Raw genomic sequence first — 23,002 nt, 5'->3', positions numbered from 1 at the left:
TTTTTTCATTATAGCACAATGCGAGGGAGACCGCTAAAAGCCGACCACAATGCCGCCACGATTGGCATAGCACGCATTGAGCCCCCCGCCTTCTACGATTTCCACACGGCCGAACGGTGCGCGCGCAAGAATTTCCCGCTTCACATGTTCCGCTCGTTCGATATCCCGAATGTGGGTGATAACGAGTGTACGCTTCGCAAACGGCACATCTTCTGCAGCAATGTGCTCCGCCATACGCATCATCGCGCGATCCATGCCTCGCGCAATCGACTTGAGGCCGATTTCACCGTTTACACCGCGACAAATGGGACGAATGGAAAGATGGGTGAGAATGTTTCCGGCCAGACGCGGTAAGCGTCCGGATTTACTTAACGTGGTGTAGTTATTCAATACGAAATAGGTGTAGTTTGTTTGTGCAATCTCTTCTTCTTTCGCCACAATTTCATCGAAAGAGAGGCCTTTTTGGATGAGCTCGTGCAGACGGAACAAATAGGCGCTTTCTCCTGCAGCGGCGGCCTTGCTGTCAAAGGCATGCGCCCGTTTTCCCTCTTCACACAACTCGCGAGCCGCCAGCGCAGCACTATTATAGGAGCTGCTGAGCCTGCTCGAAATGGTGAGAAAGAAAATTTCATCGGCATCGCCTGCGGCATCAATGAAATGTTGCGGTGACATTGCCGCACTCTGCGCAACTGTATCTGAGGCATCCACATCCGCCAGAAACGCATCAATATCCATGCTGCCGTCATCCACATAGTGATGGCCGTTGCAGCTTAACGCGAAAGGCACGCGACGTGCTGCAATCTCTTTGTCCAACGCTTCATTTCGGTCACAGCTGGAATCGGTAACAATGACTCGTTTCATTCTCTTTCTCCCTCTTCCATCCTCTGTCGCGCTGCCCTCGTTAACGCCGCAGCATGGTTTTCCACATCACCATCAAGAACCTGATCCAAAAGCCACGATAGCATTTCGCCCACGCTCTTCCCCGGTTTCATACCCATTGCCAGCAAATCCGCCCCGCCAATGGTCAAATCCGTTTGTGCCACCGGCAGGTGTCGCTCTTCCACTTCAAGCATTTGCCGTTCCACACGACGGACAGCAGCCTGCCGTTCGTCTCTCTCCTCAGGCGAAGCAGGCAGTATTTCGCTTGCCGCACGAACCAAAGCAAGAAGGGCGTGCTGTTGCGGTCGGGTTCGTCCGATCAGACGCTGCACGTCAGCAAGACATTCCGGCAAAGGGCTATGTCCTTCACGAAGAAGCAGACACACGTTTTCGCGCAACTTCGTGGAGGTTTTTAACCTGCGCAACAATTGATTCATACGTGAAACGCGCACGGCAACCTCATCTTTTGTAGAAGCAAAGGAAGAGCCGAACCCCAATGCCGCCCAGCGCAAAGCCGGGCATGGAGGCACCGTACAGACCAGCGCAGGCTGCACATCGTCCGGGGACAGCAGAAGGGAACTGCCTTTCTGCGGTGGTTCGGCGAAAAGTGCCGTCCAAAGTCCCGTCTCGTTCAACAGAGCGAGAGCCCGATCCGGGTGTGCGTCCGTCAACATCCGTTCCAACTCTTCATAGCAGCGTTCCACGGAAACAAAACGAATGCGCTCATGCTGCTTGATCAAGGCCTGCCGCAAGGAAGGCTCAATAGTCCACTGAAAGCGAGAAGCAAAACGCACCGCGCGCAACATGCGTAAGGCATCTTCGCCAATGCGTTCCTCTGCACAACCCACCGCACGTAGAAGCCCCGCATGAAGATCCCGTTCTCCACCGAACGGATCGCGAAGTCCTCGTTCGGGATGCCATGCCATGGCGTTCATCGTAAAGTCACGGCGTTTCAAATCTTCTTCCAGATGCTGAGAATAATGAACTTCTTCCGGATGACGTCCGTCGCGATAGTCGCTTTCCGCCCGGAAAGTGGTGACTTCATAGACCGCCTTCGGCATCACCACGCGAATCGTGCCGAAGGACTTACCCACATCTAACGTATGTTCGGCGGCAAATACGGTTTCAATCTGTTCCGGCGTAGCGTTGGTGGCCAGATCGATATCCGAGGCGGAGTTCCCCATCAGTAGGTCACGCACGGCGCCACCGACGATCCAGGCTTCATAGCCGGCCGCCTCAAGACGACGCAAAACGAGAAGGGCCTCGTCAGGAAAAATCATGCGGTGAAACCCTCATCACGAAACGCCTGCACGATGTGTTCCGCCATTTCTTCGCACAGATCACTGTCTAAATGTTCGACCATTACGCGAATCAACGGCTCGGTGCCCGATGCGCGCACTACGCTTCGTCCTTCTTCACCAAGCACACGGTTGGCTTCGGCAATGGCGCGTTGGACCCGTTCGTTTGCGAGCGCCCCCTCTTTATCTTCCACCAGAAGGTTACGCAACACTTGGGGATAGTGAATCAAATCCTGATGCAACGAAGCCAGGTCGGTTTTGTTTTCTACCACAATTTCCGCCAGACGAAGCGCCGTCAACACACCATCACCGGTGGTGGCATATTTGGAAAAAATAATGTGTCCGGACTGTTCTCCGCCGAGAGCATAGCCATGCTCAAACATCTCCGCTACGACGTTCTTATCCCCTACGGGCGTTTTTGCATACTGAATGCCGGCGCGTTCAAAGGCTTTATACAGGCCGAAGTTGGACATGATGGTGGTAACAACGGTATTTCCGGGCAATGCATCATTCGCCTTCATCTCTTTGCCGCAAATGTAAAGGATGGCATCGCCGTCCACCACTTTACCGTGGTTGTCTACCGCGATGCAGCGATCGGCGTCCCCGTCGAAGGCAAATCCGCAATCGAGTTTCTGAGACTTCACCAGATCCACCAAGCTCTGAATATGTGTGGACCCACAATCCAGGTTGATATTTAGGCCGTTGGGCTGATCGTGAATGACATGCGTCTCCGCGCCGAGGGCGTCAAAGACGTTTTTTGCCACCGTAAAGGACGCGCCGTTGGCGCAATCCAGTCCGATACGCATACGTTTAAAGGAGCGGCGCACTGTCTGAATCAGATAGCCGATGTAACGATTTCGGCCACGGGAATAATCCTCCACCATGCCGATTTCACCGCGTTGGGCAAGCGGCAAATCATCGGTCTCGGCGTCGATATAGCGCTCAATTTCTTCGAGCAGTTCCTCTTCCATCTTGCCGCCGGCGCTGTTGATGATCTTAATGCCGTTGTCGTAAAACGGATTATGACTGGCGGAAATCATGATGCCGCAGCAAAAGTTCTCCGCGCGTACCGCATACGATACGGAGGGCGTCGTGGTGACGTGCATAAGTCCCACGTCACAACCGCTGGTCGTAATGCCGGCCGCCAGAGCATTTTCCAACATATAGCTGGATCGACGGGTATCCTTGCCGATCACAATGCGCGGGCGCTTTTCTTCCGCCCACTCCGGCATATTATGTCCCGCGCCGAGGGAAACGCGCAATTCCTTCTGTAATTTCAAAAAATGCGCACCGAGATAACGTCCGATTTTCATGGCGTGTTCCGCCGTTAACGACTGATTCGCCTCACCGCGAAAGCCGTCTGTTCCGAAGTATTTCATGGCCACCTCCCTTATCGCCTCATGATACCGATTTCGCGGTCACGGTGTCAAGAACCGGGACCGCGAACGGGATACGACGGGACACCGACGGTGTGGACAGAACGTGACAAAAGCATCGAATTGCCGGCGCCGCGAACAGAATCGGATGATACGCCAAAATCCGGAAAAAGGGAAGAAGCCTCGTCCGCTCAATATTTCTCAGTTTCTTAACGGAAGGAAGGGCGCAATGGCACCGGCCAAGCCGGAAATGGGCATCGTCTGGAGCCAGATCTTTCCGGGACCCGTTAATACGGTATGGAAAAAGCCTTCTGCGCCCAAGAGCTTATTCTTCATGCCCTTGACCTGTTGGATGTCCAGCGAAACACTGCCTTCCATGCCAAGAACATTGCCGGTGTCCACGATCATCTGCTGACCGCTCTGCAATTCATATTCAATATACTCGCCATCCACTTCCACAAAAAGCATGCCGTTTCCGGAAACACGCTGCATAATGAAGCCCTCACCACCAAAAAATCCGGCGCCTAATTTCTTTTGAAAATGCATGGCCAGCTGCACACTACTTTCGGCAGCAAGAAATGCACGCTTTTGCAAAATGATTTCCTTCCCGTTTTCCATAGGAATCGCCAAGATTCTTCCCGGAAAACTGGATCCGAACGCAATCATTCCGTCTCCACGCGCCCGATAGATGTTTTGAAACATATTTTCACCCGAGAGGGCACGGGAAAACATGCTTCCTAAGCCGCCGCCACCGGAGGTGGACATCTCCATGTTCGGTGTCATCCACACCATGGATCCCGCTTCGGTGAACATCTGCTCGCCATTGTTTAACTGACAAACAACGACAGGAAAATTACCACCTTTAATTTCGTACTGCATACATTTCCTCCTTTTCCGCGTTGTGACGCTGCGTTCCTGAACAGTATTTCTTTCTCTATACAATGCTTCTCTACTATTATAAATAACAACCTATACTCCAAGATTTTCTTTACCCATCGAGTCGTTTTTCTGTCTTGAATTGTCAAATCAGGGCATAAAAAAAGCCCACCTTGCCAGCAAGGTGGGCGAAAACGAATATAAACGGATCTACCGATGGGTTATTGGACGTAAACGTCCAGGTGGTTTCCTGTCGTACCGCGATCGTAGATCTTACCGTAATGGCCGAATGGGGTCGGATACACCGTACCCAGCGGAGCGCTGCCGGCTAAGACGATATAGCCGTCACCGTCGCAAACATAACCGTCGTCATTCACGTGACGGCCGGGAATGGAAAGTCCGCCGCCGGGCAATACGCTCTGTGAATAGAAGGTGTATTTATAATCGGAATAGTATACGACGCCCTGGAATTGAAACTGCGCCAGTGTATACAGCATCGGACTCGTCGGCGACGGATCATGCGTGCCCTTGAGCACGACTTCTTCCTCCGCCTTTTTTGTCACGACGTTGGAAACGATCTTCTTTTCAACAGGTTTTCCGTTCTTGAGCACCACTTTGGTCACCGTTTGACGATTTCCCTTAGCACCGGCTTTTTTCACTTTCGTTTCGCCAATGTTCATATCCTCGGTTTCCTGCGTCGTCGTCTTGAACGGAATCGCCGTATTTTCCGTGATCATGCGGGTTTCAATGTGATCCACACGCACGCTGTCCCCGTCATGCAGGGTCTCTGTACGCGCCGGGGAAATCACATCATCCTGATCGACAGCAATCTCATTTTCTTCCAGAAAATTACCTACATTTGTCGCATAAGTCACTTTTTTCTCAACGTGATCTCCATCATAAAGAGTGACGACTTTTTTTGTCTTAATCTGGAGATGCATATTGTCCTGAACTTCATCGCTCATCTCTAAGCTGAGCTTCGCATCCGCAAGATCTTCCAATTTGGCATCCGCCAACGCTTCCTGCAAGGTCTCTTTGTTGGTCACCAGTTCGATGGCTTCTCCATTGTAGTTCAAATGAACTGTTTTCGGACGTTGCGCGTAAACCATGCTTCCCGCAATCGCGCTCAACGTCAGGACGCCCGCCAAAATAAGCGCACGTCTCTTTCCTGCGTGTCTTTTGTTCATGTTGCCTCCCTCCTCGTGGTCAGCGAGGTTGCTCGTTACCTTAGGATGGTCAGTCCTTTTCGGATGGTCGAGAGCCGAAAATGGTAACGGCGCTGTTATATTTGTAATCTTTTTGTTACGAAATTCGTCCTCATTATAGGAATGTTCCTTTTTCTTTGCAAACGGGCAACCGCTTTTTCGATAAAAAAAGAGCGATTTGTTACAGTATTGTAACAAATCGCTCCGGTTTTCTCTCCTTATTGAAGCATCTATTCGCTATTAAAGCATCTATTCGCTTTTGTCGTCCATCTTTTCGACCTTACGTGCCTCTTCCCGCAGCTGATAGACCGCATTTCGACTTCGTCCGGAAAGAGCGATCACCTCTTTCATGGCCGCTTTCGCGGACAATCCCTCCTGCATCTTAGCGCGTAACGCCTGCTTCACTTCTTCATCCGTCCAGGAAGAAGGTGCTTCCGCAGGAGCAATCACCAGGGCAAATTCCCCTTTCTCGGTGATCGGCATCGCTTCGGCCGTCTCACCAGTAACGTGCACGATCTCCTCATACTGTTTGCTCCATTCCCGCAGAACGGCGAAGGCTCGTTTTGGCCAACGCGCGCCAAGTTCTGCCAAGGTTTGACGAATGCGAAACGGCGATTCGTAGCAGATCGCGGCAAGAGGAAAGGTGTCCAACAAGGACAATGTCTCTTCACGCGCTTTTCCTTTGCGCGGCAAGAACCCGAAAAAGGCGAAGCGACCATCCCCAAGTCCGGCCGCCACCGCCGCCACCGTCACGGCCGACGCCCCGGGCAGCACGGTGTAGGGCAAGCCGCGGGAAATGGCCTTGCGCACCAATACCCCGCCCGGATCGGAAACGCCCGGCATCCCGGCATCCGAAATAACCGCCACCTGTTCACCTTCCTGTACACGGGTGAGCAGCTCTTCTGCACGCACCTGTTCGTTGTGCTGATGATAGGAAAGAAGTGGACGACGAATGGCATACGATTCCAGAAGCGGCGCAGAATGCCGCGTATCTTCACAGGCAATCACATCTGCGTTTCGCAACACATCCAATGCGCGAAGCGTAATATCTCGGCGATTGCCGATCGGCGTCGGCACAAGATAGAGCATTCCTGTTCCGTCTTTTGTCGATGAGTCCTCGATCATAACCCCCTCCTTCCCCGGCATGAGCGCGCAGCACCCGCATTTGGACACAAAAAAAGGAAGTGCTCAATGAGCACCTCCTGCCTGATCTTAGGCTTCCGGTTCGATAGCGCCCGTCGGGCAAACGCCTGCGCAAGATCCGCAGTCAATGCACGCGTCTGCATCGATGACGTAAATGTCGCCCTCGCTGATCGCGCTGACCGGGCACTCGCTGATGCAGGTGCCGCAAGCAATACACGTATCATGAATTACATATGCCATGTCAAATCCTCCTCCACAAAATTCACTCCATCAACAGCCGAAGCTGTCACAAAATTATCATAGTCGTTCGCCCCGACCCTGTCAAGAATCAGTGCCGACGCCCACGTCGACGCGGACGCGCCTTCGCTCGTCCTTTTTGCGCATAGCGTTCGGGAGAAGCGCTCGGTTCTTCCTTTTCTTTTTCCACCGATTCCTCGGACGTCATTACGACCGCCGCATTGTTACGGGACGAAGCACCGCAATTTCCACAACATCCCGCCACTTCGGACGTCTCCGTATCACCACGATTCTCTTGTGCTTGTCGACGTTCCTGCTTTTTTTGTCCCTCGGGAATAAATTCATGTTCATCCAGTTCCCGCTCATCCCGCAATTCCGGACGCGGTTGGCCCTTCTTACGTTTGGCCAGTACTTCAATGTCCGGTACCGGATAATACTTCTCATCCTCGGAACCATCCGCTTTATACACATGCACCCGCACGCGCGTTTGCAGGACATCCCGATCGACAACGTAGCCCTGACCATCCTCCGTTAAAACCAGCGTGCCTTTTGCGGGAACACGCTTCGTATTGCTCAAATAGTGCTCTTGTTCGTAGTTGAGACAACACATCAGACGTCCGCATACCCCGGAAATCTTCGTCGGGTTCAACGAAAGACCCTGCGTTTTGGCCATTTTGATGGAAACCGGCACAAAATCGCGCATATAGCGCCGGCAACAGACCGGTTGGCCGCACTGTCCTAAACCGCCGATCATCTTGGCCTGATCCCTCACACCGATCTGGCGCAATTCAATACGCGTATGAAAACTCTGGGCGAGATCACGCACCAATGAGCGAAAATCCACCCGATCTTCGGCCGTAAAATAAAAGATCAGCTTATCGCGGTCAAATGTATATTCCGCGTCCACAAGCTTCATGGCCAGACGGTGCTCTTCAATTTTAAGCGCACAAATGGCCAGCGCATCCTGGGCAAGTTGACCGTTTTCCGCCATTGTCCGGGTATCCGCTTCATCCGCCCTGCGCACAAGCGACGCATCAATCGGCGGCAAAAGCTCTTCAGGAAGTGTAATATTCTCTATACAAATCGTTCCGTATTCAACACCACGATCGGTTGCAACGATGACATCTTCATCCTTCGCGACTTGTTCACCCTGCGGATTCACATAGGTGATCATACCGGAGCGTTGAAAACGAACGCCGATAACTTCTGTCATTCGTTTTCCTCCACTATCTGTTTTCGTTTATCTATTTCTTTGCGCTCTCCTCGATTCGCCCGAGGTGCAAAAAAAAGTGCTCCCAAGCCATCGTCACATTGATGTTTCCTTCAATTAGGCGACTTAATTCCTCTATTTGCATAAGCGCAACACTGATTGCACTCGTTGTCACTTCTTCCGCAAGCGCATGGACACGGGCACGACGTCCCGGCGATACGATTAAATCGTTTCCTATACTTTTGTATTGTAACATATCCGCCAAAGCGGCATGGACAGCCTCAAGATAATCCCCTTTGCGCTCCGTTAACGGAAGCAGACGGTCACGACGATCAAATACCGCCGCTCCTTGCCCGGAAAAGCCGCCACGAAGCAAACCGAACAGTGCCTTTTCTTCCTCTTCCGTCAACAAGGTCACAGTCGACGTTTCTTCCGGTAGAGGACCTTCTTCCGGTGTAGAAGAGGACACTGTGGTCGAAGAAAGGATTGAGCCCGTGTTTCGCGGCGGAACAAAAAGAAGGCGACAACGTGAACGCACGGTCGCCAGCAATTTTCGGCTGTTTTGCGCAACCAGGATCCAAACCAGATAGGCCGGCGGCTCTTCCAGTGATTTTAAGAGCGCATTTTGCGCTTCTTCACGCATACGATCCGCATAATCCAGCAAAAAAACGCGATAGCGACTCGCCAACGGCTGTTGATACAGCGAAGCCGTCAGCGAGCGCACCATCGCGATCGAGATCTTCTCTTCCGTTTCCTCCGTCAAATCACGAAACGAAAACGTCTCCTCGGTTAGAGCGGATCCGTCCCTTCCCTCGGAAAGCAAATGACGCGACAACGCACGCGCAAAAGCTAAGGCATCCTGTCGATTGCCTTCTATAATATAGGCATGGGAAACCTCCGCCGAAGAGGCGGGAAAAAGGCGAACCCAATCCGCCGGCAAAGCGGACGAATCGTTTCTACTCATAGCCGATACATCTGGTCAATATCCAACTGAAAAACGGTCGCCCCGCCCACCTCGATTTCAATCGGAATCGACGAATAGGAGCTGGGATCAATTTGCGGGCTCATCATGGGCGCAATGGTTTTGCGACGGGAACAGTTGCGACGAATAATGCGCAAAGCCTCTTCCACTTGCACCTCCTCCACACCCAAAAGCAAGGTCGTATTGCCGCTCTTGAGAAATCCGCCGGTGGAAGGCAGGCGCGTCACGCGGAATTGATTTTCCACAAGATCTTCGGTTAGCGATGCAGCGTCACTGTCTTGAACAATACAAATCAATAATTTCATCGCGGGACTCCTTTCTGTATGCGTTATTCTTTCGGTCGGCGCGATAACGCGCAGTCAATCGCTTTCCACGCCTCGGCAATCACCTCATCCGACGGTTTTGCGGCATCCACAATCACCACGTTTTTCATCGTTGCCAGCGCTTGTTGATAACCATTATAAACGTTTTGAAAAAAAGCGTCACCCGCTTTTTCTAAGCGATCCTGTTCGACCTGATCGGCTTTTCGGCGCAACACCGTGAGCGGATCGACATCCAAAAACAACGTCAAATCCGGCTTCAGCCCCTCTGTGGCATAGTGGTTGATCGCCGCCACCTCTTCCAGGCCAACACCGCGCGCGATGCCCTGATAGACCAGAGAGCTGAGAACAAAGCGATCGCTGAGAAGAATCTTGCCTTCGGCCAATGCCGGCAAAATGACCTCGCGCACATGCTGCGCACGCGACGCGGCATAGAGCAACGCTTCCGTCATGGGCGCCATCTCCTGATGCGCCGGATCCAGCAAAATGTCGCGGATTTTTTCGGCGATAGGCGTGCCGCCCGGTTCGCGCGTATACAGCACCGGAATGCCCTGCTTGGCAAAATGCGTCTTAATCCCATTCAGTACTGTGGTCTTTCCGGACCCATCGGAACCTTCAAGGGCGATAAAAAAGCCGCGCATCACCATTCCTCCTCTTCTTCCTCCAGACGATCCACCGCCGCAAGCCATGCGGTCGCCTGCACATCCGAGGGCATACGCCATCCGCCGCGCGGAGAAAGCGAAAGTTCACCGACGGCAATACCATCCACCATGACCGAACGCTTAAACTGGGAAGCGAAAAAGCGCGAAAGCATCTTGCGCAAAACGAAGAGCAGGGTGGCATTCGAATACACCCCGGCAAACGCCTTTTGCGCTAACGCCAACAACTTGTCCGGTGCATAACGGTAGCGCAGGAAATGATAGAGATAAAAATCATGGACTGCATAGGGTCCGATGACCTCTTCCGTCTTCTGCGCAATTTCGCCTTCCTCGCCGGGCAAAAGCTCAGGAGAAATCGGCGTCTCTAAAATATCTTCTAAAACCGCCTGCAACGCCGGCAAACGCTTTGCTTCATAGGCGACCAACGCTTGTACCAAGGTCTTTGGGATGGAAGCGTTCACGTTAAACATCGCCATGTGATCGCCGTTAAAAGTGCACCACCCCAATGCACTTTCCGAAAAATCGCCCGTCCCGATATGAAGACCGCCATGCAAATTCGCCAAATCCATCAGAATCTGTGTGCGTTCCCGCGCCTGCGCATTTTCAAACGCTACGGAACGGTCGTCTTCCGCAAGACCGATATCCGCAAAGTGCTGCCGTAATACCGGTGTAAGGGAAATTTCCCGGAAATCGCAGCCGGAAAGTTCACCCAACGTTGCCGCATTACTGCGGGTGCGCTTTCCCGTACCGAACGCCGGCATGCTGACGAGATGAATGCCCTGTTTATCCCATCCGTCGAGGGCAAAGGCGCGCAGTGTCACCAAAAACGCCAAGGTCGAATCCAGGCCACCGGATAACCCGATCCACGCTTGCCGCGTTCGAACGTGTCGCATCCGGCGTGCCAGCGCACGTGCCTGAATTTGCAGGATTTCTTCGCTCTCTTCTTCGGTTTTCACCACAAAAGGAGCCGGATCAACGGCGCACCATTCCGCGCGTCGACGCGGCGTCATGGGGAAGGAAGAGGCATTGCGGTTCGCCATTTCCGCCTCATCCCACGCCTTTCCGATCGCATCTTGAACACGCGACATCGCTTCCTCGCTTGCTGCCACCGTTTCATCCAAAGTTGCCTGTTCCGCGCGTGTCGCTGCTATCGCGTCCAAGTCAAAATCGTAATAAATCGCACGTTCCCCGATCACCGCATCGGGAAGAACCTGTTTTTTGTCGTCAAGCGCTCGATCTTCGCCGGAAGGCAATTCCGCGCGATCAAACGAGTTTGTCGCGCGAACGACGCCGGGAAACGATGGTGCGCGCCCCAGAATTCCGCCATCCGCCACTATACGTCCATTTTCTGCCAGAAGACGATCACCCGCATAAAGTGTATCGATGCCCGTTTCCTGTTCTCCCGCGCAGGCCAGCGCGACACCGACACCGCGGGCAGAAAGCGCCGTTATCTCTTGCACAAGACGCTTCGCCTGTCCTGCCCGAGCGGGAATCGCCGCCGGAAGGAGCAGCAGATCCGTTTCTTCCCGCTCCAGCGCGTCATACACTTTGGAAAAAGAGGAGGTAGTAAGCGTAGAGACCGCACAACGGCACAGAAGGGAACCGTCATAGCGATTGTGGAAGGAGAAACGATCATGGTCCAGGCGCGTTCCATTTTGCACCACCACGACGTGTTCTCGCGCTCTTCCCTGCTCCATGCGCAGAATGCTGATCACCAACGCGGGATGGGTGTTGCGACTTGCTTCAAGTAGTGTATCCAGCGCTTCTTCCGTTGCCGATTGCAGCGTTTGCATGAAAAAAAGATCGCCCAGCGTTGCACCGGTCAGCGCACACGAAGGAAGCACGACAACATCTGCATGCCGTTCCTCCGCTTCCATCAGCACCTGCCGAATTTCTTCCGCATTGGCCTGCGGATCGCCGGCATGCAACGGCGGAACCGCCGCCGCTACACGTATCCAACCTCGCATGAATTCCTCCTCATTCGCATCGCACTACTGTGGCTGATAGCCGAGGCAGTACGAATAAATCCAACCTTCCTGTTTTGTGCCGTCTTTTTTCAGCGCAATACCCTGTACCCAAGCGGCATCATCCACCATTTTCGCCTTCTTGACCATAAATTGATCTCCCGGATTCACCGTGAAAAGAATGGGGTTCTGCGTACCACCATCGCTTCGCACGTTAGCGTCATCCTCCACCAGGAAGGTCTTTCCAATCCAGGTGTCCGGCTTCTGATAATCTGCATCCCCTTCCGTAAGCGGCTTGATTTTTTCCTCTTCGGAAGAAGATTCTGCCGCAGATTCGCTGCTTTGCGCGGCAGACGTCTCCTGCGGCGCTTCCGTATCGCTCTGCTCGATCGAAGAAGATTCCGGTGTCACTTGTGCGGTACGATCGCTCATCGCATCGATAAAGAAAGAGGCCATCAGCCAGAGAATCAGCAGCAAAAAGGCGACGCTGGCCACCGAGAGGATCATGCGTGAAACGACCGGGTTTGCGGATGATGAGCCGCCGCTCTCTCCGGGCCGCATAGGACGGCCGTTGGGCGATTTGCTCCCCGTGTTGTTCATGGATGGCCGAGCCGCACTCGAACTTCCGCCCCGACGGCGCTTTTCGGCGTCCCGTCGACGTTGTTCCGCTTCCCGCCGCTTACGCATTTCGTCCGCTTCAGATTTCCGAATGAGGGCATCCATCGCCGGCATGTCACTCTTTTTCCCTCGCGGAAGAGGCTTCTGCGTACCGTTCGCTTTTGTTTTTTTGGCGTTGCTCTCCTCTGCCGACTTCACTTTCGGCGCATCCGGACGGATGGGCTTTATCTTTCGCAAATACGCCTCAGAGCCCTTTCCTCCATTGGCGGGCGGTCGTTCGAGGCGTCTCGTTCGATCATCTCTGGGAATGGGCTTATAGTCCTCGTTTCGCAACCTCTTCCTCCTTTCGCTTTTGTATTCGTTCTTTCCGTATTTGTCGTCTTCATTTGTTATCTTCTTTTGTCGTCTTTATTCATCGTCTTTTGTCATCTTTATTCATCGTCTTCCGACCCGAAGCTGATGCCCACGGCACGCGCTTCCTGAATAAGCGGATGATCCGTCGGAACGGCCTTTAATTTTCCGGCTGTTTCGCTGAGCGGAATCGTTCCGGTTTCGCCATTTTTGAATACCACGAGCACACCGAATTTTTCCTTCATGACGGCTTCTGCGCCTGCCGCACCGCAGCGTGTCGCCACCAGGCGGTCATAAGGAGTAGGCGATCCGCCGCGCTGCATATGTCCGGGAACGGTGACGCGAACTTCGGCTTGAATATGCTTTTCGATTTCTTCCGCTAAGTGATAGGCCACGGAGGTGGCATCCCGTTCCGAAATGGTCTTTTTGTATTCTTTTTTGCTCAGTTGCGCTTCTTCCACCGATTTTGCGCCTTCCGCGACGGCAATGATGGTAAAACGATGATCCTGACTGCGGCGACGGGCAATGCCACGACAAATAGCATCTACAGAATACGGAATCTCCGGTAACAGGATGATGTCGGCTCCTCCGGCAATGCCGGCATAAAGTGTCAGCCAACCCACTTTATGTCCCATGATTTCGACGATGAACACGCGGCTGTGCGAAGCGGCGGTGGTATGCACGCAGTCAATCGCATTGGTCGCTACTTCCAAAGCGGAGTGGAAACCGAAGGTCAGCTCTGTCCCGAATAGATCGTTGTCGATGGTCTTGGGCAAAGCTACCACATTCAACCCGTTTTCGGACAGAAGCTGTGCCGATTTAATCGATCCGTTTCCGCCCAGAACGACCAGCGCATCCAGTTTCAGGCGTGCATAGGTTCCCTTCATCAGCTCAATTTTATTCATTCCGTTTTCATCCGGATTGCCCATTTCCTTAAAGCTCTGGCGGCTGGTGCCCAGTATGGTTCCGCCGCGTGTCAGCAGCCCGGAAAACTGATCCGGCGTCATCTCGAGATATTCGTTATACATCAGTCCCCAATAGCCGTTCACAAATCCATAAATAACCGTATCGGGGTTTAAGCGAAACATTGCCTTGGCAAAACCGCGCATAGTGGCATTGAGACTCTGACAGTCGCCGCCGCTGGTTAAAATTCCAATTCTTTTTTTCATGGTTTCCTCCGTGTTCACTGCCTGATTTCGCTGTTATTTTATCATAGCCCCCACGTTCCCGCACCCTTGATGCCGTAAGACAGACGGACGTGATATACTGTTTGCATGAACCCGAAGAAGCAATCCGGAAGGGAGCAACGTATGGCGGCAAAAGAGTTACGTCACAAGGGATTTGAAGATCGGCGTGAAGAAGCGATGGAAAAAATTCTGCATCTTGATCCATGGCTCAATACGTATCGAAATGACCTGAAACTCCGCATGGATAACCTGGAAGTCAAACGGCATCTTTTGTTGGGCGAAGAGGGTAGCCTCAGTGAATTCGCTAACGGCCATCACTATTATGGCTTTCACCGCACGGAAACCGGCTGGGTCTATCGCGAATGGGCTCCTGCCGCACATTTGTTGTTTTTAGTGGGTGACTTTAACCAGTGGCAACGCTATACCCATCCTCTGCATCGCAATGAACATGGCGATTGGGAAATCCGTCTCGAAGGCCACGACGCTCTCAAGCATGGCCAGCGCATCAAGGTCATGGTGCAATACGATTACGAAGACCACTTTAAGATTCCTCTCTATTGCCGCCGCGTCGAACAGGAAGTACATGCCGACGGTTCTGTTGACTGGATGGGCATTATTTGGGCTCCGGAAGAGGAATACGCCTGGGATGATCATGACTTTCGACCGGCAAAAGGCGCGCCACTGATCTATGAAGCGCACGTCGGCATTGCGCAGGAAGAGGGCGTTATCAGTTCCTTCCGTCAATTTGTGGAATTTACCTTGCCGAAAATCAAACGTGCCGGCTACACGGCTGTTCAACTTATGGCCATCATGCAACATCCCTATTACGGCAGCTTCGGCTATCATGTTTCCAACTTCTTCGCCGTTTCCAGCTGGTTCGGTACACCGGATGATTTTAAGTATCTCGTCGACTCCGCCCATCAGCTCGGGCTGAGCGTATACATGGATCTTGTTCATTCCCACGCCGTGAAAAATACCGTGGAGGGCATCAATCAATTCGACGGCACGCAGGAACAGTTTTTCCTTTCGGGGGATGCCGGCTTCCACCGTGCCTGGGATTCGATGTGCTTTGATTATGGAAAACCGGAAGTGCTGCACTTCCTTCTTTCCAACTTAAAATACTGGCTGGAAGAATACCATCTGGACGGTTTCCGTTTCGACGGCATCACCTCCATGCTCTTTCATGACCACGGTCTTGGCACGGCGTTTGATTCCTACGATAAATATTTCTCGCTCAATACCAACATTGATGCCGTCTCTTATCTGACCCTGGCCACGGAGCTGGTGCACGAGATCAAACGCAATGCCGTACTCATTGCTGAAGATATGAGCGGTATGCCGGGATTGTGCCTTCCCCCGGACAGCTGCGGTATCGGCTTTGACTATCGCCTTTCCCTGGGCATTCCGGACTTATGGATCAACCTCATGAAGACCAACGATTACGATTGGTCCATGCACAAAATCTACTATGAATTGACCACGCGCCGCCCGAAAGAGAAAAAAATCGCCTATACCGAAAGCCATGATCAGGCGCTGGTCGGTGATAAAACGCTGTTCTTCTGGCTGGCCGATGAGCAGGCCTATTGGCACATGCGCAAGGACGACGACAATTTCATCATCGACCGCGCCATCGCCCTGCACAAAATGATGCGTTTCATCACCTTGACAACCGGACAGGACGGTTATCTCAACTTTATGGGCAACGAATTCGGCCATCCGGAATGGATAGATTTTCCCCGGGAAGGCAACGGCTGGAGTTTCCATTATGCCCGGCGCCAGTGGCATCTTATGCTCGATGATGAGCTAAAATACAGCTATCTCTCAACCTTTGACCGAGATATGCTTCGTTTTGCGAAAAAGGAGAAGGTCTTCAGTCCTCAAGGGTTGCAATATATCCGCATCTATGAAGATCGCAAAGTCATCGTCTACCGCAAGAACAATCTGCTGTTTGTCTACAATTTCCATCCCCAAAACTCGTACGAGAGCTTGCGTTTCCCGACCAATGAAGAAGGCACCTATCGTGTAGTCTTCAGCAGTGACCGCAAAGACTATGGCGGATACGATCGCATTCCCGAAAACGTACTCTACCACACCGAACCGATGGATGACATTGACTGGGATCAGGGACTGACCCTCTATCTTCCCAGCCGTACTCTGGTCGTTTTGAAGAAGCTTCCGCCCGAAGAGGAACAGGTCGTCGACCTGGATGTCGATGAGCAGGAATCCCTTCCGGTAGATGAAAAAGAGCAGCAAGCCATCGATCAAATGCGCCGCGCCGAAGAAATGGCCAAACAGGCACTGCGCGCAGCGAAGGCCAAGAAGAAGTAAAGAAGCGGCGCGGCGTTTGTGCGGTTTTCGCGTGGAGCGCCGCAGGAAGCGACGGCGGCGGCGCGGTGACAAGGCGGTGCGCCGCTTGGATGCGGCGTAGGCGGCGCGGTGGCAAGGTGGTGCGCCGCTGGTTGCGATGGCGGCGGCGCGGTTTCATGCGGTGCGCCGCTCGGTGCGATGGTGGCGGCGCGGTTTCATGCGGTGCGCCGCTCGGTGCGATGGTGGCGGCGCGGTTTCATGCGGTGCGCCGCTCGGTGCGATGGTGGCGGCGCGGTATTTGCTTACAAAATGTGCAAGACCCTGGCTGAGAGAAACAACGGTCCTTTACCAGGGTCGATTTTTTGCGACGTAACCCTGGCTGAGTGAAACAAAGTGTCATCGCCAGGGTTTCTTTTTGCTCACCAAGCCCTGGCTGTAGAAAATATTGTGCGCCAGCCAGGGTCAGCGCGCGATTTCAATCCCTGGCTACAGAAAATGACGTATGCCTGCCAGGGGCGATCGCCCCATTTTTCCCCTGGCTAAGAGATGAACCTTTCCACAGCCAGGGTCGAGGCAGTGGAGCGCTACAATCAGCATTGGCAGCATGGTTATTATAGTGGAGTCGCCTTCGGCGAGTTTTTAAACCGCCGGCCGTAGGCCGGCTCCTTATTTTATAGAGGGGAATTGCCGAAAAACGCAAAACCACTCCACACCCGCTCGCGATTCGGTAGAGGGGAATGGCCAAAAAAACGCAAAACCACTCCACACTCGCTCGCGATTCGGTAGAGGGGAATGACCAAAAAACGCAAAACCACTCCACACCCGATCGTCATTCGGTAGAGGGGAATGGCCGAAAAAGACGAAAACACTCCACACCCGCTCGCGATTCGGTAGAGGGGAATGGCCGAAAAAGACGAAAACACCCCACACCCGTCTATACGTCGGTAGAGTGGTTTCGCGATAATTGCAAAACAAACACGATTTCGGTGACACACAATGAAAAATAAAGCGGAGCGCCGCTTGAACCGCCGCTGGCGGCGCGGTTTTCAGAAGGATCGCTGCATTCGGCAGCGTTTTCAAATCGCCGGCCATAGGCCGGCTCCTTCTTGGCGCCGCAATGGTATTGAACGGCGCCCAACCGCCGACCGCAGGTCGGCACCGCCTTACTATGTTGGTGGTGGAATCCCGTTTTCGACAAACCACCACCATCGCCAAGACCACCAACCATCACCCAAAGCCACCACCATCACCACAGCTTATAGCACTGCCGACGTCACCGTCGCGATCACAGCTAACGGCCATAGGAAGGAGCTGGGCACCTACCGACCGGCTCCTTCCTATGGCCTTCCACCGCGATGAAGGCGAGTCACGATTTATCACGCCTTCTCCATCGCTTGCGCAAAGCGCGGTTGATGCGCACGAAGGAGCAGAGCAATCACTACCCCCTTGCCCAGGCTCGTCAGGCTCATGCCCAGCCAAATGCCGTAAGCGCCAAATGGCTTCATCAAGAGCAAACCCAGAGGAATGCGCAGAAGGTTAAACGCCACCGAGTTAATTGCCGGCGGCAGACTTTTGCTGAACGCGTTGAAACAGGCCGTAGCTGCGGACTCAAAAGCAATAAACGGCTCGGAAATAGAAAAAATCACGAGATACATTCCGCCCATGGCAATGGCGTCAGCTTGCCCGGGCAAAAACAACGAGAAAATGGGACGTCCGAAGAACATAAACAGCAGCATGATGGCCAACCCGATCGCTGTCATCAGGCGAATTCCCGTTCGCATAATCGCATTGACGCGCTGTTGTTGCGCCGAACCGCCGCACATCGTCGCGCCGATGTTTTGCGCCGTCATAGCGGTTAGCGCCGCGCCGAACCCGTCAGCAGTCATCCAATTCAGACTTTCCAGCTGGGAGCCGATCGTCGTGATGGCAACGGCAAGGGCGCCGATGCCGGCAAGCATACGACTGAGTATCAGATTGATGATACAGAATGTTCCGCTTAGAAGTGCCACGGGAAGACCGATGCGCACAACCTCGGTCGCAACCAACCGATCCATCGGCGAGAAAAAGCGTATGCGCCGCAACACGGCGAGCGGATTTTCCGCAAAGGTCATCTGTTTGCCGATGCGGGAAACCACGATACGGAAGAGAAAAAACACCCCCACCTGGGCAAGCGTCGTCGCCCATGCCGCGCCTTCTACGCCAAGTGCCGGGAAGGGGCCGATGCCCACGATGAGCAAAGGATCGACAATAACATTAAAAACCAGCCCGCAAAAGTTAATCCAGAACGCGCTTTGCGAATCACCAAAACTCTGAAATGCCTGTGCATAAGAAAAATGCAGCATTTTAAACAACATGCCGATATAAACGATGCGCCCGTAGCGCGTGGCCACCTCCGAAATAGCCGGACCGAGACCAAAAAAGCGTACAAAGGCGGGAAGTGTCGCTTGGGCAAACAAAAAAAATCCAACGGATGCAATGAGTGCCACTTGGAATCCGGTAGAAAGTATGCCGGAAAGCGTCTCTTCGTCTTTCCCTGCACCATAATTTTTAGCGGTCACCACGCCCAGACCGGTGCGCACACCGGTGGCAATCGCATCGGCCATCCACGTTACAAAGCCGACCATACCGATACCGGCGACGGCATCACCCGAAGCAACCTGCCCCACCCAAAAAAGATCGGTGAGCGTATACACCGTCGTAAAGAGCGACGTCATGACAAAAGGAGCCGCAAACCGCACAAGCAGCGGTAAAATCGGCCCCTCAAGCAAATGTAAGGGTTGTCGTTTCTTATGCATCATGGGTTTACTTACAGCACATGGACATCCACACGACGGCAAGTCAAACCTAAAATGGCTTCCACTTCCTGTCGCACCGCTTCCTGTACATCGCGCACAACCTTGATAATCACACGATCTTTGTCCACCATGATGGACAGTTCGGTGGCCAACTCGCCATCTTTCGTTTCCGTTGTAATGTAGCGCTCATAGCCGCGGCGAAGCGTTCCCGATTCCGCATCAAATCCGGCAACCGCCAATACGCCGTCCACCTCGGCAGCCCGAAGCGCGAGCATCTGATCAATAACCCGATTGGACACCAGACAGCGTCCTCCTTCAAACTCTTTCATTTTTCTCCTCCCGTCTTCGTCCACACCAAAACATGCTTTGTCCGCACGCGGCGCATCCTCAAAATGCCTGTTCGTTTGCCCATTCTTCCGTTTGCCAATCGGCAAAGGAATACAAAAACGCATCCGCTTCCAGGCGAATCGCATCTTCATCCTGATCATATCCTTCGTCCTTGACGCCTACGGTGTGACAACCCGCCTCCCGAGCTGCACGCAACGCCAACAGAGCATCATCAAAAACGACCAGCTCCTCGGGGCGAACACCGAGGCGCTCTGCCGCCACAGTAAAAAATCGTGCGTCGCTCTTGTCGATGCCGAGAGCAGATGAGCTGAGCACAAAGGAAAAATAGGAGCGCAGCTTTGTCGTATCCAGCGCCAATTCACACAGCTCCACCGGTGTCGCCGAACCGATTGCCATCGGAATACCCAAGCCCTGTAGCACGTCCAGCATTTCTCGAACGCCTTCTTTGGGCATCACCGCCGTTGCGTAAAAGTGTTCCATCGCATCGAGCGCTGCCTGTCGAAGTGCGCCGGCATCTAAATCCAACTGCATCCGGTCGTTCAGATACTCCACTACCCCCTGCGTTCCCGCGGTAAGCAGAAATTCATAATCCACATCGTTTTCATCCACGCCCCGATCACGCAAATAGCCCATTTCCGCTTCATACCAAGCTCTTTGCGAATCTAAAAGCGTACCGTCCATATCAAATAATATGGCTTTCATCCGTCCTCCTATTTATTGCCCATTATCGCGAGATTTGCAGTGTCTCGACGTTTAACATCCTTTTTGTACCAACCCCGGGCGCGTTCGCGGGCATCCGCTGTACCGTTTTCGCGGTGCACCGTCGTCCGACGCATTCACACGCATGCCGTCAAAAGCGCCGTAGGGAAACTTTTTTCCAGTATACCATAAGAAAAAGCGCCCGCGTCGCCGAAGCGGCGCGGGCACCTTTACGGTTCGTTTTCTTCTGCTGTGCAGGGCATTACAGTTTGATTTCGCCCACCAGTTCTTTACCGTTAAAGAAGTTGATGATGTTTTCCGCAGCCATCGTGCAGACAGCCGATTCGCATTCATTGGTCTTGACGGCAAAGTGCGGGGTCAACACGACGCGTTCATGCTTGAAGAGCGGGCTCTCGGGATCGCACGGTTCCGCCTCGGTAACGTCGAGGCCGGCACCGAAGATTTTATTTTCGTCCAGCGCACGAATGAGCGCTTCTTCATCCACGATCGGGCCGCGCGCGCAGTTCAGCAGCACAGCGGATTCCTTCATGATGTCAAATTCGTGATCGCTGATCATGTGACGTGTTTCATCCGTCAGCATTAAGTGCAGCGTGACAAAATCCGCCACTTTCAGGACTTCATCCACGGTATCCACATAGGTGACACGGTCATCGTTGCGCTTGACATACGGATCGTACACAACCACCTTCATGTCGAAACCGTTCATGCAGATGTCGCCGATGGCACGACCAATGCGTCCATAGCCCAAAATACCGAGGGTCTTGCCCTTAATCGAATAGCCCATCGGCGTGTTGGAGCGTGCCGCCCAGCTTTCCTTCTGATAACGGCGGGAAGACTGCGAAATCTGCAATGCAACAGTCATCATCAAACCGACGGTAAATTCGGCAACTGCCTGACCATTCGCGCCCGGCGTCGTCGTCAGCTTAATTCCCTTTTCTTTCAGCAACGGCAACGGATAGTTATCATAGCCGACGCCATGATTGGAAATGATCTTCAGATTCTTCGCCGCATTGATGGCTTCTTCCGGAATTTCCGCAATACGAATCAGCGCAGCATCTACATCCGCAAATTCTTTCACCATCGTCTCGGTGTCGGTCAAGTTCTTAATCTTGCTCCAAACCACCTCATAACCGGCATCTTCCAGCTTCTTAATTCCGTCCGGATGGACTTTTTCCGTTACCAATACTTTCGTCATTTCGCTCCCCTTTCGTGCATACGTTGGCCCGCCAGGACTTCTCAAGGCGCAAAAAATCGCCCAAAATCGGACGATCCACTACACTTCTAAGGTAGCATGACGGGACGTCATTGTCAAACGTTCTCCTGAAGGATGGGACTGCTCCTTAATGTTGGATCTTTGCTCTCTCAATCAGGGACGAGGTTGTTAACCACGAAAACTTAAACCTATATTACAGCAATATCAATCGCTTTAACTCAACAGCTAATCCTTGATACCATTGCCTCTACAGATCAGCGTAAACCTCTTATCTTTTAATACTTCAATATATAAGTCCGTTTTTCTATGTGTCCATTTTATTGCAAAATATACCACTACATTTATTGCATATGCTAATAGGATGCATATTATATAAGCGATCACTAAATAGCTAAAATCTTCTGTGAAGGATTTCTCGCTTTTTTTAGACATTATTGATGAAAAGCATCCGAAAATAATCCCTAATAACATCATTAACATCGACCGGATATCCATTTTGGATATAATTCGTTTCATTTCATCTAAGGCCTTGAATTCTCTTGACCCAATAGACCGGCTTGATTCTATGATCATCTCCAAAGCGCGTTCATTCATATTTATGTTTATATCATGAAATACGTCATCAATTGCATCCGATGCGATCTGTTTCTCTTTTTCTGTATGATTTAAAAAATAGTCTGCAAAAGAAAATGATGCAAAAGAGCCAATCACAATTGCATACACGCCTTTGAAAAAACGATCATTCTTATTATTAGGAAAATGAGTGTTGAGAGCAATCACCACAAGTGTTATAGCTATTAAGAAAATAATATGTAATTTAAAGGTCTTCGTCTTGCCGTATGATATTAGCCATATGGAAAAAGCATGTTCATTCGATTTCTTATTCCTATACATCTCGTCAAATTTCGTTTCAAAGTGGCTATACAGGTATTGCGCATTTATATTTCCGCTTTTTTCTGAATCATGACACATAAGAACGACCTTTCTGTCAATTATCTGCATAGTTTTATCTGCATCGTTTTTAAATCGAATTTTTGTGCATAGACAGTTTACGCCTAACCACTCTCCAACACAAATAGAGCTCGCCATCCTCCCCGGCGTCATTGTAGAAATACAATTGGACGGCTTTTCGGAATAAGTTAATAGAACTGCTTAAAGACTGAATAATAAAATAAAGAAGTAACTTGAATTATAGCAGGAGGGGGATCTATGGCATTTGATGAAATGAAATCTTAAAGCAAATTTCGCTAAAGCAGGAAGGGTTCTATTGGGATTTTAAACGAGAAACGCATTCGTCTATAATTAAACAAAGCC

21 protein-coding genes are annotated in these 23,002 nt (G+C 52.2%); 1 reads left to right on the top strand and 20 read right to left on the bottom strand.

Annotated elements, in window-relative coordinates; translation table 11 throughout:
* Positions 1 to 33: 33 nt before the first annotated feature.
* From BN3910_RS07050 to BN3910_RS06985, 14 genes are all read right to left on the bottom strand, one after another.
* A complete protein-coding gene (locus BN3910_RS07050; protein ID WP_066925921.1) occupies positions 34 to 861 on the bottom strand; it encodes a DegV family protein in 828 nt (275 codons plus the stop codon).
* A complete protein-coding gene (locus tag BN3910_RS07045; RefSeq protein ID WP_066925918.1) occupies positions 858 to 2,159 on the bottom strand; it encodes a CCA tRNA nucleotidyltransferase in 1,302 nt (433 codons plus the stop codon). The genes BN3910_RS07050 and BN3910_RS07045 overlap by 4 nt, the downstream gene beginning before the upstream one ends.
* A complete protein-coding gene (glmM, locus tag BN3910_RS07040; RefSeq protein ID WP_066925915.1) occupies positions 2,156 to 3,556 on the bottom strand; it encodes a phosphoglucosamine mutase in 1,401 nt (466 codons plus the stop codon). Before glmM ends, BN3910_RS07045 begins: the two co-directional genes overlap by 4 nt.
* Before the next feature lie 198 nt (positions 3,557 to 3,754).
* Positions 3,755 to 4,432 carry a TIGR00266 family protein gene (locus BN3910_RS07035; RefSeq protein WP_066925912.1) on the bottom strand — a complete coding sequence of 226 codons (678 nt, stop codon included), beginning with the start codon at positions 4,430 to 4,432 and terminating at the stop codon, positions 3,755 to 3,757.
* Positions 4,433 to 4,650: 218 nt separating this feature from the next.
* The gene (locus BN3910_RS07030; protein WP_148417355.1) at positions 4,651 to 5,616 is read right to left on the bottom strand and encodes a G5 domain-containing protein; all 966 of its coding nucleotides are present in this window, start codon (positions 5,614 to 5,616) and stop codon (positions 4,651 to 4,653) included.
* Between the two features lie 267 nt (positions 5,617 to 5,883).
* Positions 5,884 to 6,759, bottom strand: coding sequence for a 16S rRNA (cytidine(1402)-2'-O)-methyltransferase (rsmI, locus tag BN3910_RS07025; protein WP_066925906.1), 876 nt, complete (start codon positions 6,757 to 6,759; stop codon positions 5,884 to 5,886).
* Positions 6,760 to 6,846: 87 nt separating this feature from the next.
* On the bottom strand, positions 6,847 to 7,017 hold the full coding sequence (locus tag BN3910_RS07020) for a DUF362 domain-containing protein (protein ID WP_066925903.1): 171 nt from the start codon (positions 7,015 to 7,017) through the stop codon (positions 6,847 to 6,849).
* An 88-nt stretch (positions 7,018 to 7,105) separates the two neighbouring features.
* Complete coding sequence (locus BN3910_RS07015) at positions 7,106 to 8,227, bottom strand: PSP1 domain-containing protein (RefSeq protein WP_075968012.1); 1,122 nt, start codon at positions 8,225 to 8,227, stop codon at positions 7,106 to 7,108.
* A gap of 31 nt (positions 8,228 to 8,258) precedes the next feature.
* The gene (locus BN3910_RS07010; protein WP_066925900.1) at positions 8,259 to 9,188 is read right to left on the bottom strand and encodes a hypothetical protein; all 930 of its coding nucleotides are present in this window, start codon (positions 9,186 to 9,188) and stop codon (positions 8,259 to 8,261) included.
* Positions 9,185 to 9,511 (bottom strand): cyclic-di-AMP receptor, encoded by a 327-nt coding sequence (locus BN3910_RS07005; protein WP_066925897.1) that lies wholly within the window; start codon positions 9,509 to 9,511, stop codon positions 9,185 to 9,187. Before BN3910_RS07005 ends, BN3910_RS07010 begins: the two co-directional genes overlap by 4 nt.
* A 23-nt stretch (positions 9,512 to 9,534) precedes the next feature.
* Positions 9,535 to 10,167: a dTMP kinase gene (gene tmk / locus BN3910_RS07000; RefSeq protein WP_066925894.1), complete on the bottom strand. Its 633-nt coding sequence runs from the start codon at positions 10,165 to 10,167 to the stop codon at positions 9,535 to 9,537.
* Positions 10,167 to 12,152: an NAD(+) synthase gene (gene nadE, locus BN3910_RS06995; RefSeq protein WP_066925891.1), complete on the bottom strand. Its 1,986-nt coding sequence runs from the start codon at positions 12,150 to 12,152 to the stop codon at positions 10,167 to 10,169. The genes tmk and nadE overlap by 1 nt, the downstream gene beginning before the upstream one ends.
* Positions 12,153 to 12,176: 24 nt before the next feature.
* The gene (locus tag BN3910_RS06990) at positions 12,177 to 13,100 is read right to left on the bottom strand and encodes an SH3 domain-containing protein (protein ID WP_066925889.1); all 924 of its coding nucleotides are present in this window, start codon (positions 13,098 to 13,100) and stop codon (positions 12,177 to 12,179) included.
* A gap of 98 nt (positions 13,101 to 13,198) precedes the next feature.
* Entirely contained in the window at positions 13,199 to 14,287 is a 1,089-nt protein-coding gene (locus tag BN3910_RS06985) for a 6-phosphofructokinase (protein ID WP_066925885.1), read from the bottom strand.
* A gap of 141 nt (positions 14,288 to 14,428) precedes the next feature.
* On the opposite strand from BN3910_RS06985, the gene BN3910_RS06980 reads away from it, so the two are divergent.
* Positions 14,429 to 16,633, top strand: a complete 2,205-nt coding sequence (locus BN3910_RS06980; protein WP_075968010.1) for an alpha-amylase family glycosyl hydrolase — start codon at positions 14,429 to 14,431, stop codon at positions 16,631 to 16,633.
* Between the two features lie 645 nt (positions 16,634 to 17,278).
* On the opposite strand, the gene BN3910_RS06975 is transcribed toward BN3910_RS06980, so the two are convergent.
* From BN3910_RS06975 to BN3910_RS06950, 6 genes are all read right to left on the bottom strand, one after another.
* A complete protein-coding gene (locus tag BN3910_RS06975) occupies positions 17,279 to 17,704 on the bottom strand; it encodes a hypothetical protein (protein WP_066925882.1) in 426 nt (141 codons plus the stop codon).
* Positions 17,705 to 17,988: 284 nt separating this feature from the next.
* Positions 17,989 to 19,410 carry an MATE family efflux transporter gene (locus BN3910_RS06970; protein ID WP_066925879.1) on the bottom strand — a complete coding sequence of 474 codons (1,422 nt, stop codon included), beginning with the start codon at positions 19,408 to 19,410 and terminating at the stop codon, positions 17,989 to 17,991.
* An 8-nt stretch (positions 19,411 to 19,418) separates the two neighbouring features.
* Positions 19,419 to 19,736: an Asp23/Gls24 family envelope stress response protein gene (locus BN3910_RS06965; RefSeq protein WP_066925875.1), complete on the bottom strand. Its 318-nt coding sequence runs from the start codon at positions 19,734 to 19,736 to the stop codon at positions 19,419 to 19,421.
* Positions 19,737 to 19,794: 58 nt separating this feature from the next.
* Complete coding sequence (locus tag BN3910_RS06960) at positions 19,795 to 20,457, bottom strand: HAD family hydrolase (RefSeq protein WP_066925870.1); 663 nt, start codon at positions 20,455 to 20,457, stop codon at positions 19,795 to 19,797.
* Between the two features lie 259 nt (positions 20,458 to 20,716).
* On the bottom strand, positions 20,717 to 21,670 hold the full coding sequence (locus tag BN3910_RS06955; RefSeq protein WP_066925867.1) for a hydroxyacid dehydrogenase: 954 nt from the start codon (positions 21,668 to 21,670) through the stop codon (positions 20,717 to 20,719).
* A 243-nt stretch (positions 21,671 to 21,913) separates the two neighbouring features.
* Positions 21,914 to 22,777 carry a hypothetical protein gene (locus BN3910_RS06950; protein ID WP_066925864.1) on the bottom strand — a complete coding sequence of 288 codons (864 nt, stop codon included), beginning with the start codon at positions 22,775 to 22,777 and terminating at the stop codon, positions 21,914 to 21,916.
* Positions 22,778 to 23,002 lie beyond the last annotated feature (225 nt).

The sequence above is a fragment of the Murdochiella massiliensis genome (assembly GCF_900059565.1).
GTDB classification, from domain to species: Bacteria; Bacillota; Clostridia; order Tissierellales; family Peptoniphilaceae; genus Murdochiella; species Murdochiella massiliensis.
Note: the sequence above shows the minus strand (reverse complement) of the source record. Positions and strands in the feature narration are given on the sequence as shown.